This is a genomic window from Brachybacterium sp. NBEC-018, assembly GCF_024860185.1.
Classification (GTDB): domain Bacteria; phylum Actinomycetota; class Actinomycetes; order Actinomycetales; family Dermabacteraceae; genus Brachybacterium; species Brachybacterium rhamnosum.
Window position 1 is genome coordinate 1,644,061 of the sequence record NZ_CP100650.1, and the last position, 15,407, is coordinate 1,659,467.

Sequence of the window (15,407 nt, forward strand, 5' to 3'; positions counted from 1 at the left end):
TTTCTTCTCGTGTGGAAGATCTGGAACGGCAGTTGATTGCGAAGGCGATGCTCGGCGGTGTTACTGCTGCTGATGTTGAGAATCTGCGTGCTGCGCAGGAAAGGGATGGTGAGAGGAATGGATGAGTACTTGACGACGATGGAGGTCGCGAAGTGGCTGCGGGTGGACCGCTCGACCTTGTGCCGGTGGCGGCTGGCGGGAACGGGGCCGCGGGTGATCTGGCTCGGTCCGTCGTCTCCGCGGTATGCGCGGGCTGATGTGCTCGCCTGGCTGCAGGAGATGGCGGCGTGAGCGTGGACAAGCTGCCCTCGGGGCGGTTCCGTGCGCGGGTGAAGCGTGGTCGTACGGTCGTGGCGACGCGGACGTTCGATCTGAAGCGGGATGCGGTGGCGTGGGAGGCGGCGGAGCGGGTGCGCCTGGCGGGCGGGTTCGATCCTCGGCTGGGGAAGACGACTCGGGTCGCGGCTGCGGTGGCGGAGTTCCTGGCGGATCGTGAGGGGCGGGTAGCACAGTCCACGGTCGCCACTGATCGCCGGTTCTTGACGGCGCTTCCGATCGGTATCGGCAAGTCGGCCATCGGGGCGATCACGGACGTGGAGCTCGACCGGTACGTGCATGGTCTCCGGGTCTCTGCCGGAACGAAGAAGCGGGTTCTGACGTCCCTGTCGGCGTTCTTCGGCTGGGCGATCAAGCGCGGGTACAGGATGGACAACCCGGCTCGCGGGATCAAGGTCGCGGGCGAGGCTGCGCGGCACTCGGCGAGCATGGCGACGTGGGATGAGGTCGAGCTGATCGCGGCGCAGATCAAGGATCCCGGCTACCGGCTGTACGTGCGGGTGATGGCGTACACGGGCCTGCGGCCGGGGGAGATGCGGGCACTGCGGGTCCGGGACGTGTCCGGCGGGCGGCTGCGGGTGCTGCGGTCCTTCCCGGAGGGGCACAGGGAGAAGGACGTGAAGAACCATCAGGCTCGGTACGTCCCGCTGGCAACTGCTGTGAGGGAAGACCTCGAACAGCACATCGCGGACCTCGCCCCTCGTGATCGCGTGTTCTCGGCGCCGGGAGGGGGCCTGATCGCATCGCGGAACATGAGGCGGGACATGCACTGGTCCGTGATCGCTCCGGAGCTACGGCTGTACGACCTCAGGCACGTCGCGGTGTCCGAGTGGGTCCGTGCCGGGGTGCCGCTGGCGACGGTCCGGACCTGGGCGGGGCACTCTTCGCTCGCGGTGACTTCGCGCTATACCCACGTCGCGGGGAGTGAAGAAAAAGCGGCGCTGGCCTTGGTGAACGGAAGGGCGGGTGTCACCAGGGGGTCACAGGAGGCCGACTACGCAGGTCAGCCGCTGTGGTGATTCGTGAACGTGCTGGTCAGATCAGTGCCCCCGGGCAGATTCGAACTGCCGACACCCGCTTTAGGAGAGCGGTGCTCTATCCCCTGAGCTACGGAGGCGTGGGCGCCGGCCCCGAAGACGGGGCGTGACGCGGACCTCGGTCATCGTAGCGGGCCGTGGCAGGATCGCGGCATGCCGCACGCACACCGGGACCACCCTCACACCCCCGCGCCGAGCACCGCCGCGATCGTGCTCGCGGGCGGCGCCGCGCGTCGACTCGCCGGCCGCGACAAGACCCGCCTGCCCGTCGCCGGCGTGCCCACCCTCGAGCGGGTGCTGCGCAGCGCACCGGTGCAGCGGCGGATCGTCGTCGGCCCCGAGGGGGACGACGGCGCCGACATCACCGAGCGCCACGGAGCACGGTTCGTGCGGGAGGAGCCGGAGCTCGCCGGGCCCGCCGCGGCCCTCGCCCGCGGCGTCGCGGAGCTCGGGGACCTCGGCGACACCGCCCGGGTGCTCGTGCTCGGCGGGGACATGCCGCTGCTGCGCACGGAGACGCTCCACGCCCTGCTGGACCGGGCGGCGCTGGGCCGGGTCGCGGCGATCGCCCGGGAGGACGGCACCGCCCAGTTCCTCACCGCCGCCTGGCCGCTCGCCCTGCTGCGCGAGGCTCTCGCCGCCGTCGAGCGGCCCGGCACCGGCTGGCAGGACCTCGCCCTGCGCGCGGTGTATGCCCAGCTCACCCCCGAGCAGCTCGAGCTGGTCCCCGCGACGGGCGCCGAGGCCGCGGACCTCGACACCCCCGAGGACGTCGCCGCCGCGGAGCGCGCCGCCGGGCCCCGCATCGCCCTCGCCCAGATCGAGGTCTCCGAGGACGTCGACGCGAACCTCGACGCCGTGCGGCGCGCTGTCGAGCGCGCCGCGGGGGAGGGGGCACGCGTGCTCGTGCTGCCCGAGGCGACGCTCACCCCCTTCGGCACGGATCTCCGTGTGGCCGCCGAGGCCCACCACGAGCGCTTCGCCGCCCTCCTCGAGGCGCTCGGCGAGCAGCACGGGCTGACGATCGTCGCCGGCTCCTTCTCCCCGGCGGACGGCGCCCGCGTGCACAACACGCTCCTGGTGCGCGGGGGCGGCGTCAGCGCGGAGTACCGCAAGATCCACCTCTACGACGCCTACGGATCGCGGGAGTCGGAGACCGTCGCACCAGGGGAGGAGCTCGTCGTGATCGAGGTCGACGGCGTGAGCATCGGCCTCGCGACCTGCTACGACGTGCGCTTCCCGGCGCAGTTCCAAGCGCTCGCCCGCCGCGGCGCCCAGGTGATCGTGCTGCCGCTCGCCTGGGGCGACGGGCCCGGGAAGAGCGACCAGCTGCAGGTGCTGCTGCGCGCCCGCGCCCTCGACGCGACCTGCGTGCTGCTCGCCGCGGACCAGGCGCCGCCGGCGGAGTACGCGGGCCGGGCTCCGCGCGGCATCGGCGAGAGCGCCGTCATCGGCCCGCTCGGCCAGGTCCGCACGCGCCTGGGCCGAGAGGAGGGCCTGCTCCTCGCCGAGATCGACCTCGAGGAGATCGCGCAGGCCCGCCTCGCGCTCCCCGTGCTCGAGCACGGAGCGGCCGACTCCGCCCTGTGAGGCCGCGCGGGCATCGCTGTGAGGCCCGCGACACCGTCCCCGGGTCCCGGACCCCTGGTGGGTAGCGACCGGACGTAGCCTGCCGGGTATGACCACTCCTGTGCACCTCGCGCGCCCGCACGCGGCGTCGCCGATCCTGCTCCGGCTCGCCCCGCTCGCGGCGCTCGTCGCCGCGGCGCTCCTGCTGCTGCTCACCGCGGCGCCGGCCTCCGCGCACGACACCCTCGTCTCCTCCGACCCCGAGGACGGGGCGACACTCGAGACTTCGCCCGAGCAGATCACCCTGGACTACTCGGCGGACGTCCTCGACGTGAGCCCCGTCGTCCGGATCGCCGGGAAGGACGGGGAGGTCGTCGCCGAGCTCGACCCGAAGGTCGACGGCTCGACCGTGAGCGCGGCGCTCGATGAGCCGCTCGCCGCAGGCGACTACGAGGTGCGCTGGCGCGTGGTCTCCTCCGACGGCCACCCGATCGAGGGCACCCAGACCTTCACCGTGGAGCAGGGGGCGTCCGGTGCGGTGTCCGACGCCGGCGGGCAGACCTCCGTCCCGGCGAGCGACGCGGGCGGCGCGACGAGCGCTCCCGCGGAGACCACCGCTCCCGCCGCGCAGGCCCCTGGGTCCGGGGACTCCGAGGGCGGGGCCCCCGTCGTCCTGATCGTCGTCATCGTCGTGGCCGTGCTCGCCGTCGCCGGCGGGGCCGTCGCCGCGCTGCGGCGCAAGAAGTGAGCGCCGCACTGCGGCGCAGGAACTGAGCGCCGCGCTGCGGCGCAGGACGTGAGGCCCGCGGCGCGAGCCCGGACATGACGGAACCCCCGGCGCCCAAAGGGTGCCGGGGGTTCCTGTGGTCACGCGCGCCGCGAGGGCGCGGGACTCACTCGTTGTTGTTGTCGCCGCCGAGGCCGAGCTGATCGCGGGCGGCGTCGCCCGCCTGATCGATCCCGCCGTCGAACTGATCCGGAGTGCGCTCCTTGATCTGATCGGTGGCACCGTCGATGCCCTGCTCGACCTGCTCGGAGTTCTCGCCGGCGAAGTCCTTGGCCTTGTTCAGCGCGTCATCGAAACCCATGGTGAGACATCCTTTCGTCGCTGTTCACGCCCCAGCCGGGGCGACGGACTCCAACGTAGGCCCGTCCCTCCTGTGACACAAACGTGATCAGAAAAATGACGCTGAAGTGACCGAATCTGAGCGTGCGGGCGCGTGGGATGCGCGATCCGAGCAATACTGACTGCGTGAATGCGAGCAGTCCCGATTCCCCGGCCGCCGTCGGCACCCCGAACCCGGCTGCGCCCGGCGCCCCGGACGCCGCTGCGCCCGGCACCCCCCACCCCACCCCCGGGATGCACAAGTCCGCCCGCTGGGACCACGTGCTCTCCCTCCTCGCCCAGGAGCGGCGGCTCAGCGTCTCCGAGGTCGCCGCGGATCTCGGGATCAGCGAGTCCACGGTGCGACGCGACTTCGTCGAGATGGAGCGGGCACAGCTCGCGCGCCGCACCCACGGCGGGATCGTCGCCGTGGACGTCGCCTACTCGCTCGCCGCCTCCCCGCGCTCCACCGACCAGGACGGCGCCGATCGCGAGCGCGTCGCCGCGGCCGCCGCGACGCTCGTGACGCCCGGCCAGATCATCGGTGTGAACGGCGGCCGCTCCACGACCTCGACCGCGCGGCGGATCGTCGCCCGCCCCGACCTCGACTCCAAGGACGGGGTCCCCGGGCTCACCGTCGTCTGCGCCGCGCTGAACATCGCGCTCGAAACCGTGCTGCGGCCCTCGGTGCGCACGGTCGTCCTCGGCGGCGTCGCCGAGCCCTACTCCTTCGAGCTCACCGGACCGCTCGCGACCGCCACGATGCGGGACCTGTGGCTGGACATGATGTTCGTGGGGACTGTCGGCCTCGACATCCATGCAGGTCTCACCTGCAACTCCGACGCCGAGGCCGGGGTCACCCGGACGATGATCGGGCACGCGAGACGGGTCGTCGGCCTCGCGACCGCGGACAAGGTCGGCCACCGCGCGCTCGCCGGGATCTGCCCCGTCTCCGCGCTCACCGACCTCGTCATCGCGGGCCCCGTCCCCGAGGAGCTCCGGGCGCACCTCCAGGAGACCTCGGTGCGCCTGCACGAGGTGTGAGCCGGCCCGCGTCGAGGCGTCCGCGCGCGGCACGCCTGCACGTGCGGGAGCCCTGCTCCCGGTAGCGTGAGCGACCATGTGGAGTTTCCTGCGCGGGAAGAAGCGTTCCGAGGTCACGGCACCCCCGGCGGAGGGTGATCAGGCCCTGTCCGCCCTCGCCGATCGCGCCCGCGGTCGGCAGCAGGACGGGCAGCAGGAGCAGTCGGCGGGGGACCGCCCGGCATCCTCGCGACCCGGTGGTCCCGCGAGCCCCGGCAGCCCCTCCGCCGCGCCCGCTCCGCGGTCCCCACAGGACGGCGTGGGCATCGTCGTGCAGCACCGCCTGGACGCCGTCGACTCCGTCGGCGCGGGCATCGCCCCCGAGCAGAGCGAGGACGACCAGCTCACCCCGCCGCGCGAGCACCGCCCGCTCAGCCGCGAGGACCTCGTCGCGGACGCCCTGGACCGCTGGACCCACCGGATCACCGGCGGGCGCACCGCGCCGTCCTTCCTCACGCAGATGCGCGCCGGGGCGACCGTCCTCGACCTCTCGCACTCCCATCCCTCGGGCCTCGCGCAGCTCCTCGCGGGCCGCGGGCCCACGCGCCTCTCCTCCCTCGTGCGCGAGGTGGGCGCGCTGGCCGACGCCCGCGCCCACGCCCGCACGATCCGCGAGATCGCCGAGCGCCATGCGGAGGAGGTGGGCCTGACCACCTGCCATCTCGGCATCGGTGAGGCCACCTGGAACCCGGAGGACGGCTCCGCCCCGATCCACGCGCCCGTCCTCGTGCGCCCGCTGACACTGCGCCTGCGCGGCAACGCCCGCGAGGACGTCGAGCTCGAGATCGACGCGACCGCGGATCTGAACCCCGTGCTGCTGCGCGCCCTGCGGGACGCCGGCGTCGCGATCGACGCCCGCTCGCTGCTCGCGACCACCGACTCCACCCACGGCTTCGACCCCACCCCGGTGCTCGATGCGTTCCGGGCGCTCGGCCAGCCGCTGCCCGGCTTCCGGATCAGCCACGCCCTCGTGGTCGGCAACCTCATGGACGCCGCTGGCTCCGTCGCCACCGACCTCCGCACCGACCCCGCGGACTGGACCTCCTCCGACCTCGTCGCCGCCCTCGCCGGGGACGCCGAGGCCGCCCGCACCCTGCGCGAGGCGCGGGACGCGGAGGTCCCCGCCCTCGACGAGCGCGAGCTCGTCGCCGCCGTGGACCTCGACCACCAGCGCGTCGTCGAGCGGGTCCTCGCCGGCCAGGACCTCGCCGTCGCGGCCGGCCCGGGCGCCGGCACCCTGGACCTCGTCGTCGACCTCGTCGAGGAGCTCGGCGCGCGCGGCAAGAGCGTGCTCGTCGTCTCCCAGCGCCGCCGCAACCTCGCCCAGCTCGTCGAGATCGCCCGCCGCCGCGGGATCGACGAGCTCGTCTTCGACCTCTCCCCGGACCCGTCCCTGCAGCGCAACGCCTCCGCCGCGCTGCTGCGCAGCCTGCGCCGCGCGGGCAGCCACGGCCTCGGCCCCGAGGACGCGGACACCGAGGAGCTCGAGCGCAGCCGCGAGATCCTCACCGGCCACGTCGAGGCGATGCACCGGGTGCAGGAGCCGTGGCAGGCCTCCGCGCACGATGCGATCTCCGCCCTCGCCGCGCTGACCCGCCATCGGCCCGCGCCCCGCACCGTCGTGCGCCTGCGGGCGGACGTCGCCCAGCAGATGATCGGCGCGGACCGCGAGCGCTACGCCGCCGCCCTGCGCGAGGCCTCCGAGGTGGGGCTGCTCAGCACCGGCCCCGAGGAGACCGCCTGGTACGGGGCGCCCATCAGCACCGACACCCAGGCGCAGCGGGCCGCGGAGCTCGTGGACCTCCTGCGCGGGGAGCTGCTCCCCGCGCTGCGCTCCGCGACCGTGGACACGGGCGTCGAGATCGGTCTCGAGCCCGCGGACTCCGCTGCCGCGCTCGTCGAGCGGATCGCCCTGCTCGACCGCGTCGCCGAGCTCCTCGACACCTTCCAGGGCGCCGTCTTCGGCGCCGAGCTCGCGGACCTCGTCGCCGCCACGGGGGACAAGTCCTGGCGCGCCGAGCACGGCGTGACCATGGGATGGGGCGTCCGACGCCGGCTGCGCCGCGAGGCCGCCGCCCTCCAGCGCCCCGCGACCCTCACCCCGGACCTGCACGGCGAGCTCCAGAAGGCGCGCCGCGTGCGCGAGGACTGGCGCCGCGCCGCGGCCGGGAGCGGCACCACGCCCTCCGTGCCCTCCGGTCTCGAGGACGTCCGCACGCTCACCGCGCGCACCCAGAAGGTGCTCGACGAGCTCGGCGTGCTGCTCGCCGGCACGCCCGCCGGTGCGTCCCTGCAGACCACGTCCTTCGCCGTCCTCGGGGAGCGCATGGACGCCCTGGACGCGGACCGCGCGGACCTCGTGCCCCTGCCGCGACGCACCGAGCTGCTGCGCCGCCTCGAGTTCGACGGCCTCGGCGAGCTCGTCGAGGACCTCCGCCGGCGACGCGTGCCCGCCGCCCAGGTGGGCGCCGAGCTCGAGCTCGCGTGGTGGCGCAGCGTCCTCGAGCTGATCGCGGGCGCCGAGCCCACGATCTCCGAGTACGACGGCACCTCCCTCTCCCAGGTCGCCGAGCGCTTCCGCCGCCTCGACGCGGAGCACCTCGCCGGCGCCGGCGCGCGCGTGCACGCCGCGGCGGACGAGGTGCGCGTCGAGACCATGAAGTCCTACCCGGACACCTCCCGGGCGGCGATCGCCGAGCTCGCCCGCGCCTCGACCGTCTCCGTGCGCGACCTCGCCGCGAAGTACGAGGACATCCTCTTCCGGGCCCGACCGGCCTGGCTCGCCTCGCCCTACCTGGTCCCGCAGGTCATCCCGCGCGGTCGCCACTTCGACGTGGTCATCGTCGCGGACGGCGGCCGCCTGCCCACCGCGGCGGCGCTCCCCTCGATCGTGCGCGGCACCCGCACCGTCGTCGTCGGCGACCCGCTCGAGTACGGCGGCGATTCCGAGCCGAGCCTGCTCGACGACATGCTCCGCATCGCCCCGCACGTCGAGCTCGCCCGTGACCCGCAGCCGGCCCGCGAGGGACTGCGCGCCTTCGCCCGCCGCCGCGCGCTCGGCGCGGGCACGGTCGCCGTGCCGAGCCCGATCCCGCCGGAGGACGACCGCCTGGTGCGCGTCGAGAACGGCCGCGGCCCCGTCACCGAGTCCATGGAGTACGTGGAGTCCACCGAGGCGGAGCTGCGCAAGGTCACCGACCTCGTCATCGAGCACGCCCGCTCCCGCTCCGAGCGCTCCCTCGCGGTGCTCACCTTCACGCCCGAGCACGCGCGCCGGCTCATGGAGCGGATCATGAGCACCGTCTCCGTGGTCCCCGCGCTGCGCTCCTACTTCGACCCGGGCGCGACGGAGTATTTCACCGTGCTGCCCGCCGCACAGGCCAGCAGCATCGTCCGCGACGACGTCATCGTCTCGGTGGGCTTCGGCAAGACCCCGCACGGCAGGCTCCTCCACCGCTTCGGCCCGCTCTCCGAGGCGGGCGGCCGCAAGGCCCTCGCCACGGTGATCACCCGGGCCCGCGGCCGCACCACCGTCGTCTCCGCGATCGACGTCGAGGACCTCGATCCGGCGCGCCTGCGCACCGAGGGCGCCGAGGACCTGCGCGCCCTGCTCTGGGTGCTGCGCGGCGGCCAGGACGTGCCGGTCGTGCCGCACGTCTCCGCCCTCGCCGGGAGCACGGAGCCCGTGCCGGCGCCCCTCGCGCCGAGCCCCGCCCCCGCGCCCGCGCCCGCGGAGGAGCCCCGCACACCGGCCGCCCCCGCGGACGACGCCGAGGCCCCGGCCGCGGACCTGTCCGAGGAGGACATGGACGCGGCGATCGAGGCGGCCCTCGCGCGGAAGTCCTCCGTGGACGAGGCCGCCGAGGCCGTCGTCGAGGACGGCGCCGACGGGCCCGTCGAGGAGACCGCCCCGGCGGCGGAGGACGCCCCGGAGGCCCAGCGCGCCGAGACCCCCGAGGACGAGGCCGTCGATCCCTCCGTCGATCAGTCCGGCGAGCCTGCCGACGCGGAGCCCGTCGACGCCGCGGACCCAGCCGACGAGCCGGTCGCGGAGCCCGCCGCCGCGCCCACCGCGCCGCGCGAGCTCGAGACCGATGCCCTCGTGCGCGACCTCGCCGACCGCCTCTGGCGGATGGGCCTGCAGGTCGAGCGCGAGTTCGGCCCCACCCCCGACCGGATCGAGCTGGCCCTCGGCCATCCCGACCTCCCCGGCCGGCTGCTGCTCGCCGTGGACACCGACGGCGCCCGGTACGTCGAGACCGCGAGCCAGCGCGAGCGCGACCGCCTCCGGGCCGAGCGCCTCGAGGCCGCGGGCTGGGCGACCGAGCGGGTCTGGTCCTGGGCGCTGTTCATCGATCCCGACGGCGAGGCCGAGCGGATCCGCCGCGCCACCGAGCGCGCGCTGCGCATCGTGCAGGCCGAGGAGAGCACCGACTCCCCGACGGGCGTGGGCACCATCCGCCACCGCCTGCCGCGCCCGCAGATCCCCGCCGGCCACCCGCTGAGCTTCTACTCGAGCGAGGACTTCGACGAGGTCGTGGAGTACATCTGCTCCGACGGCCGCGCCCGCCTCGAGGAGCACCTCGCGACCGAGGTGCGCAGCTTCCTCGGCTTCGAGAGCCGCTCGGTGCTGCTGGACGTCTCCGTCTCGAGCGCGATCCGCCGCTATCAGGAGCGCCAGTGAGCGGCCGCGTCGTCATCTCCTCGCTGACGGGCCGCCCGATCCCCTGGGAGGACCCGGAGGACCACGCGGGTCCTGCCGGGGCCGCGGCGCGCGGCGAGGAGCCCAAGGTGCTCCCGGACCGCGTCCGCGAGGACGCCCCCGAGCCCGGCGCCGACGAGTCCAACGACTCCCGCCTCGCCCGGGACCGGCCCCCGCACTGGGGGACCGGCGCCTGAGCGGGTCGTTACGCTGGTCGGCATGACTTCCAGCGCAACCACCGTCCCCGCCCCCTCGACCGCCCGCATCGCCGTGATCGGCGCCGGGAACATGGGCGGCCCCGTCGTGCGCACCTTCCTCGCCGCCGGCGCCCGCGGGGAGAACGTCCACGTCGCGAACTCCACCCCCGAGAGCAGCGAGCGCGCCGCCGGCGAGCTGGGCGTCACCGCCGCCGCAAGCCGCTCCGAGGCGCTCGCCGGTGCGGACCTCGTCGTGCTCGGCGTGAAGCCCTACCAGGTGATCGACCTGCTCGGCGAGATCGCCGACGAGCTGCCCGAGCAGGCCGTCGTGCTGTCCCTCGCCGCCGGCGTGACCCTCGAGGCGATGGAGGGCGCGCTGCCCGCCGGCCGCCCCGTCGTCCGCTCCATGCCCTCCACGCCGATCGCCGTGGGCGAGGGCGCCGTCGGCCTCATGCGCGGAACGAGCGTCACCGACGAGCAGTACGGCCTCGTCGAGGAGCTGTTCTCGCGCGCCGGCGTGGCCGTGACGATCACCGAGGACCAGGTGCACGCCTTCATCGGCGCGGCCGGCTCGCTCGTCGCCGTCGTCTACGCGCTGCTCGAGTCGATGACCGACGAGGCCGTGCGCCAGGGGCTCAAGCGCGACCTCGCCGCGCAGCTCGTCCAGCAGACCGTCCGTGGGGCCGCGACCGTGCTCACGGAGACCGGTGTCCACGCGGCCGTCGCGAAGAACGCCGTCACGAGCCCCGGCGGCACCACCGCGGAGGCGCTCGCCGAGTTCGAGCGGCAGGGCGTGCGCGGATCGATCGCGAGCGCCATGCAGGCCGCCGCGGACCGCTCCCGCGCCATGACCGGGGACTGATCCCGCCTCCCGGCAGCATCGGGACCCGGCCCCGCCGCCCCGCTCCTCGTCGAGCCGGTGCGGCGGGGCCGCTCGGCGCTACTTCGCCTGGTGCGTGAAGCGGTCGATCTTCGTCGTCTCGCCCGCGACGATCACCACGTCGTGCGCCTCGACGACGGTGTCCGGGCTCGCGTAGCGGAACTCCTTGCCGGGGGACTTCACGCCCACCACCGTCACGCCGTAGGTGCGGCGGATGTCCGCCTCGGTGAGGGAGAGCCCGTGGATCGAGCGCGGCGGCCGCATCTTCACGATCGCGAAGTCGTCGTCGAACTCGATGAAGTCCATGAGTCGGCCGTTGACCAGGTGGGCGACGCGGCTGCCCGCATCCGCCTCCGGGAACACCACGTGATGGGCGCCGATGCGCCGCAGGATCTTCCCGTGCGCGGCGGAGATCGCCTTCGCCCAGATGACCGGGCCGCCCAGGTCCACGAGGTTCGCGGCGATGAGCACGCTCGACTCGATCGAGGAGCCCACGCCCACCACGGCGACCTTGAAGTCGCTCGCGCCGACCTCGGCGAGGGCCTCCGCCTGCGTGGCGTCCGCCTGCACCACATGGGTGAGGTGCGCGGCATGCGCCTGGACGAGGTCCGCGTCGGTGTCCATGGCGAGCACGCGGGTGCCCAGCCGCTCGAGGGTGAGGGCGAGCGCGGCGCCGAAGCGGCCCAGGCCGATCACCAGCACGCCGCTGGCTTCCGAACGGGATCGGGGCACGAGGTTCCTCCTGGGGGATGGATGTGTCGGAGCGGACTATCGGGACGCTGGCCGTCAGCCGACGATAGGACGTTCGGAGGGGAAGCGCACCATCCGGGTGCGCGTGCGCAGCGCGAGCGCCGCACCGAGGGTCACGGGGCCCACACGGCCGATGTACATGCACGCGGCGAGCACGAGCTTCGCCCCGGTGGAGAGCTCGTCGGTGATCCCGTAGCTGAGGCCCACCGTGCCGAAGGCGGAGAGCACCTCGAACAGCGACTGGTCCAGCGTGAACGAGGTCAGCCGCAGCAGCGCGAAGGTGCCCGCGAGGACGACCGCGGAGCCCATGACGAGCACGCCGATCGCCTGGCGGATCGTCTCCTGCGGGATGCGGCGCTGGAACACCTCGACATCCTTGTTGCCGCGCATCTCCGCCCAGATCGACAGCACGAGCAGCGCGAAGGTCGTCACCCGGATGCCGCCCGCGGTCGAGCCGGAGCCGCCGCCGATGAACATGAGCACGTCCGTGAGCAGGCGCGACTCCCCGGTCAGGTGGCCCACGTCGAGGATCGCGAAGCCGCCCGAGCGCGGCATGATCGCCGTGAACCCGGACGCCAGCAGCTTCTCGCCGATCCCGAGCGGCCCCAGCGTCATCTCGTTGGACCACTCCATGACGAGGTAGCCGAGCCAGGCGACGGCGAGCAGCAGGCCCGAGGTGGCGAGGGTCAGCTTCACGTGCACGGACCAGCGGCGCGGGCGACGCCACTTCTTCACGACCACGAGGATCACGGGGAAGCCGAGGGAGCCCACGAGCACCGCGAGGCCGATCGGCACGAGGAACAGCGGGTCGCTCGCGTACTGGGTGACGCCCTCCGCCTCCGGCACGAAGCCCGCGTTGTTGAAGGCGCTGATCGCGTAGAACATGCCGAGGAACACCGAGCGCCAGAACGGGTGGTCGGTGATGATCATGTACGGCGTCAGCGCGATGAAGGTGAGCACCTCGAAGCTCGTCGAGGTGATGACGATCGTGCGCAGCACCCCGCCCACCTCGGCGATGGATTCCGAGCGGGTCTCCGTCGCGGTCCCGATCCGCTGCGCGAGGCCGATGCTGCGGGCCACGGAGAGCGTGAGCAGCGAGGCGAGGGTCAGCATGCCCATGCCGCCCATCTTCACGGCGACCATGATCACGGTGAGCCCGCCGTCGGACCAGTGCACGCCGGTGTCCACCGTGGACAGGCCCGTCACGCAGATCGCGGAGATCGCGGTGAACAGGGCGTCGACGAAGGGGGTGCGGGAGCCGTCGGCCGTCGCGAAGGGCATCATCAGCAGCACGGTGACGATCGCGATGAGGCCCGTGAAGGCCGCGAGCGCGAGCCGGGCCGGGGTGGGTTTCGTGAGGCCGCGCAGGGTGGCGCGCCAGCCGCTGTGCAGCGAGGTCGGGGAGAGCGTCCCGGGCGGGGCCTTCACGGCACGGGAGCGGCCTCGTCCCATGTCACGCCCCTTCCCAGTGCACTGTCCCGTGCGCCCCGGCGGCGCCCGACGCGGGGGAGTCTACGTCGAGCAGCGCGCTGACCTCGGTAGGCTTCGAGGCATGCATGACGGAGCGATGGCGACCGGGGTGGTGTGGGACGACGCGCTGCGCGACTACGACTTCGGCCCGTACCACCCGATGTCCCCGATCCGGCTCGAGCTGACCCGCACCCTCGCCGCAGCGACCGGGCTGCTGGACCGTCCCGGAGTGGTCGCCCTGCCCGCGCCCGTCGCGACCGACGAGCAGCTGCTGCGCGTCCACGAACCGGAGTACCTCGCGGCCGTGCGCCGCGCCTCGGAGCCCGGCGCCGAGTGGGAGGACCTGCTGCGCTTCGGGATCGGCGGGGACGACGTCCCGTCCTTCCCCGGCATGCACACCGCCTCCGCGCGGATCGCGGGCGGGGCGATCGCCGCGGTCGACGCGATCCTCGACGGCGAGGTGCGCCGCGCCGTGCACGTCGCCGGCGGGATGCACCACGCGAAGCCCGGCGCCGCCTCCGGCTTCTGCGTCTACAACGACGCCGCGCTCGCCGTGCGCCATGCGCTGGACCGCGGCGCCCGCCGCGTGCTCTACGTCGACGTCGACGTCCACCACGGGGACGGCGTGGAGCGCGCCCTGTGGGACGAGCCCGCCGCGATCACCCTGTCGATCCACGAGACGGGGGAGCGGCTGTTCCCCGGCACCGGGTTCGTGCAGGACACGGGCGGCGCGGGCGCCCTCGGCTCCGCGATCAACGTCCCCCTGCCGCCCCGCACCGACGCCGACGGCTGGGTGCGCGCGATCCGTGCGGTCGTCCCGGCGCTCGCCCGCGCGATCGGCCCGGACCTCCTCGTCACCCAGCACGGCGCGGACACGCACCGCTCGGACCCGCTCGCGGACCTCGGCGTGACCCTCGAGGCGCAGCGGGAGGTCATGCTGCTGCTGCGGGAGGTGGCCGACGAGGTCTGCGAGGGCCGCTGGCTCTCCCTCGGAGGCGGGGGCTACGCCGTGATCGACATCGTGCCCCGCTCCTGGGCGCACCTCGTCGCGATCGCGACCGGCGAGGCGATCCCCGCGGAGGCCCCGCTGCCCGCGGAGTTCCTCGAGGCCGCCGCCCGCGCCCGCGAGGAGAGCGGCCTCTCCCCGGAGCCCGGCATCCTCACCTTCGGCGACGGCCGCCCGCTCGCGGTGCGCGACTGGGAGGGCGGCTACGACCCCGAGGACGACCTCGACCGGGCGGTCCAGGCGGCCCGCCGCGGCGCCTTCCCCGAATGGGGCCTGGACCCCTTCCTCGACTGATCGCCCGGCCCGGACCCTCAGGCCCTGGGGAGCGCCGGCAGTGCGGCGAGGGCGGGGTGGGTGCGCAGCCCCTCTGCCCCCAGGCGGGCATGGACGACGATCATGCAGGCCATAGGGATGATCGGCCCGGCGAGGAACAGCGGCTCACCGCGCTCGAACTCCAGCACGAGGCCCTGATGCTCGGGGTCCGGGTAGAGAGCGGTGACACCCGCGTAGTCGAAGGTGAGCCATCCGGCGTGCGGGGTCCGGCACCAGATGCGACGGTCGGAGACGATGACCTCCAGCGCCTGGTCCTCCCGCCACTGGGCTCGGGCCGCGGCCTCGGCGCGGGAACGCGCGGACGAGTTGGCGATCGCCGAGGTCACGAGCATCGCCGCGACGAAGGTGGGCCGGCCCATGGCGAAGGTGCCCGACGTCGAGTAGTTGACGACCTGCCCGTAGTAGCGGCGGTACCGGGCGATCCCTCTGAGCAGTAGGCGCTCACCTTGGGCCGGCAGGACGTCGGTCACCGGGACCGACGGCAGCGTCTCACCACGGAGAAGCTGCTCCCGGACTCGCAGACCGTCGGAGAAGGCGCGCTCGTTGATGGCGACCTGTGTGTTGAACTGACGTTCCTTCTTCGTAAAGTGGCCCTGGCTTCGGCGCCAGCTGCGCCATATGCGGTAGAGAGCGACCAGAGACCGGATCAGGAGAACCACCGGGACGACGAATCCGCCGATCACGAGCGCCAGGACCGAGAGGGGCTTCACCAGGCCCAGAAGAGGAACGGATGGTTCGACATCCGACAGGGCGACGCCCGCGGTGAGCAATACGAAGTACGAGACGGGGGCGAGCAGGAGGGGAACTGCCCACGAGAGATGCCCTCGCCATGTCCGATGCAGAGGCGCCCCCAGCGTGCTGTCGCGATGGTCCACGTCGGTCCTCCCCCGATTCCGATCGATCGCGGCCGACCGTAGCAAAGTGGTGGTCCTCCGGACG

General features: G+C 73.8%; 13 protein-coding genes and 1 tRNA gene. 9 read left to right on the forward strand and 5 right to left on the reverse strand.

The features are described 5' to 3' along the window. Positions 1–57: 57 nt before the first annotated feature. Entirely contained in the window at positions 58–291 is a 234-nt protein-coding gene (locus tag NLU66_RS07355) for a helix-turn-helix transcriptional regulator (RefSeq protein ID WP_259362274.1), read from the forward strand. Next, the gene (locus tag NLU66_RS07360) at positions 288–1,355 is read left to right on the forward strand and encodes a tyrosine-type recombinase/integrase (protein ID WP_259362275.1); all 1,068 of its coding nucleotides are present in this window, start codon (positions 288–290) and stop codon (positions 1,353–1,355) included. Before NLU66_RS07355 ends, NLU66_RS07360 begins: the two co-directional genes overlap by 4 nt. A 25-nt stretch (positions 1,356–1,380) precedes the next feature. On the opposite strand, the gene NLU66_RS07365 is transcribed toward NLU66_RS07360, so the two are convergent. Next, positions 1,381–1,453: transfer RNA gene (locus NLU66_RS07365), tRNA-Arg, on the reverse strand. Positions 1,454–1,526: 73 nt separating this feature from the next. Between NLU66_RS07365 and NLU66_RS07370 the strand changes: the two genes are divergently transcribed. Continuing rightward, complete coding sequence (locus tag NLU66_RS07370) at positions 1,527–2,963, forward strand: nitrilase-related carbon-nitrogen hydrolase (RefSeq protein ID WP_259362276.1); 1,437 nt, start codon at positions 1,527–1,529, stop codon at positions 2,961–2,963. An 88-nt stretch (positions 2,964–3,051) separates the two neighbouring features. After that, positions 3,052–3,690: a copper resistance CopC family protein gene (locus NLU66_RS07375; RefSeq protein WP_259362277.1), complete on the forward strand. Its 639-nt coding sequence runs from the start codon at positions 3,052–3,054 to the stop codon at positions 3,688–3,690. Between the two features lie 145 nt (positions 3,691–3,835). Here NLU66_RS07375 and NLU66_RS07380 read toward each other — a convergent pair whose 3' ends face one another. After that, positions 3,836–4,030, reverse strand: coding sequence for an antitoxin (locus NLU66_RS07380; protein WP_259362278.1), 195 nt, complete (start codon positions 4,028–4,030; stop codon positions 3,836–3,838). A 164-nt stretch (positions 4,031–4,194) separates the two neighbouring features. On the opposite strand from NLU66_RS07380, the gene NLU66_RS07385 reads away from it, so the two are divergent. The 4 genes from NLU66_RS07385 to proC all read left to right on the forward strand — a co-directional run bounded on the left by NLU66_RS07385 (position 4,195) and on the right by proC (position 10,891). After that, complete coding sequence (locus tag NLU66_RS07385) at positions 4,195–5,091, forward strand: DeoR/GlpR family DNA-binding transcription regulator (protein ID WP_259362279.1); 897 nt, start codon at positions 4,195–4,197, stop codon at positions 5,089–5,091. Positions 5,092–5,167: 76 nt separating this feature from the next. Continuing rightward, positions 5,168–9,814 carry a hypothetical protein gene (locus NLU66_RS07390; RefSeq protein WP_259362280.1) on the forward strand — a complete coding sequence of 1,549 codons (4,647 nt, stop codon included), beginning with the start codon at positions 5,168–5,170 and terminating at the stop codon, positions 9,812–9,814. Next, positions 9,811–10,029, forward strand: coding sequence for a hypothetical protein (locus tag NLU66_RS07395; RefSeq protein WP_259362281.1), 219 nt, complete (start codon positions 9,811–9,813; stop codon positions 10,027–10,029). Before NLU66_RS07390 ends, NLU66_RS07395 begins: the two co-directional genes overlap by 4 nt. Positions 10,030–10,051: 22 nt before the next feature. Then, positions 10,052–10,891, forward strand: a complete 840-nt coding sequence (gene proC, locus NLU66_RS07400) for a pyrroline-5-carboxylate reductase (RefSeq protein ID WP_259362282.1) — start codon at positions 10,052–10,054, stop codon at positions 10,889–10,891. 78 nt (positions 10,892–10,969) lie between these two features. On the opposite strand, the gene NLU66_RS07405 is transcribed toward proC, so the two are convergent. Together NLU66_RS07405 and NLU66_RS07410 are read right to left on the reverse strand one after the other, a co-directional pair. After that, positions 10,970–11,641 carry a potassium channel family protein gene (locus NLU66_RS07405; RefSeq protein ID WP_259362284.1) on the reverse strand — a complete coding sequence of 224 codons (672 nt, stop codon included), beginning with the start codon at positions 11,639–11,641 and terminating at the stop codon, positions 10,970–10,972. A 54-nt stretch (positions 11,642–11,695) separates the two neighbouring features. Further along, positions 11,696–13,111: a TrkH family potassium uptake protein gene (locus NLU66_RS07410; RefSeq protein WP_259362285.1), complete on the reverse strand. Its 1,416-nt coding sequence runs from the start codon at positions 13,109–13,111 to the stop codon at positions 11,696–11,698. Positions 13,112–13,211: 100 nt separating this feature from the next. Here NLU66_RS07410 and NLU66_RS07415 point away from each other — a divergent pair, with 100 nt between their 5' ends. Further along, positions 13,212–14,429: an acetoin utilization protein AcuC gene (locus tag NLU66_RS07415; protein WP_259362286.1), complete on the forward strand. Its 1,218-nt coding sequence runs from the start codon at positions 13,212–13,214 to the stop codon at positions 14,427–14,429. 17 nt (positions 14,430–14,446) lie between these two features. On the opposite strand, the gene NLU66_RS07420 is transcribed toward NLU66_RS07415, so the two are convergent. Continuing rightward, positions 14,447–15,343, reverse strand: a complete 897-nt coding sequence (locus tag NLU66_RS07420; RefSeq protein ID WP_259362287.1) for a hypothetical protein — start codon at positions 15,341–15,343, stop codon at positions 14,447–14,449. Positions 15,344–15,407: the final 64 nt, after the last annotated feature.

What these genes read in the sequence shown, in the direction of transcription:
- NLU66_RS07370 (WP_259362276.1), top strand. Translation starts at nt 1,527, where the DNA reads ATGCCGCACGCACACCGGGACCACCCTCACACCCCCGCGCCGAGCACC.
- NLU66_RS07375 (WP_259362277.1), top strand. Translation starts at nt 3,052, where the DNA reads ATGACCACTCCTGTGCACCTCGCGCGCCCGCACGCGGCGTCGCCGATC.
- NLU66_RS07380 (WP_259362278.1), bottom strand. Translation starts at nt 4,030, where the DNA reads ATGGGTTTCGATGACGCGCTGAACAAGGCCAAGGACTTCGCCGGCGAG.
- NLU66_RS07390 (WP_259362280.1), top strand. Translation starts at nt 5,168, where the DNA reads ATGTGGAGTTTCCTGCGCGGGAAGAAGCGTTCCGAGGTCACGGCACCC.
- proC (WP_259362282.1), top strand. Translation starts at nt 10,052, where the DNA reads ATGACTTCCAGCGCAACCACCGTCCCCGCCCCCTCGACCGCCCGCATC.
- NLU66_RS07410 (WP_259362285.1), bottom strand. Translation starts at nt 13,111, where the DNA reads ATGGGACGAGGCCGCTCCCGTGCCGTGAAGGCCCCGCCCGGGACGCTC.
- NLU66_RS07415 (WP_259362286.1), top strand. Translation starts at nt 13,212, where the DNA reads ATGCATGACGGAGCGATGGCGACCGGGGTGGTGTGGGACGACGCGCTG.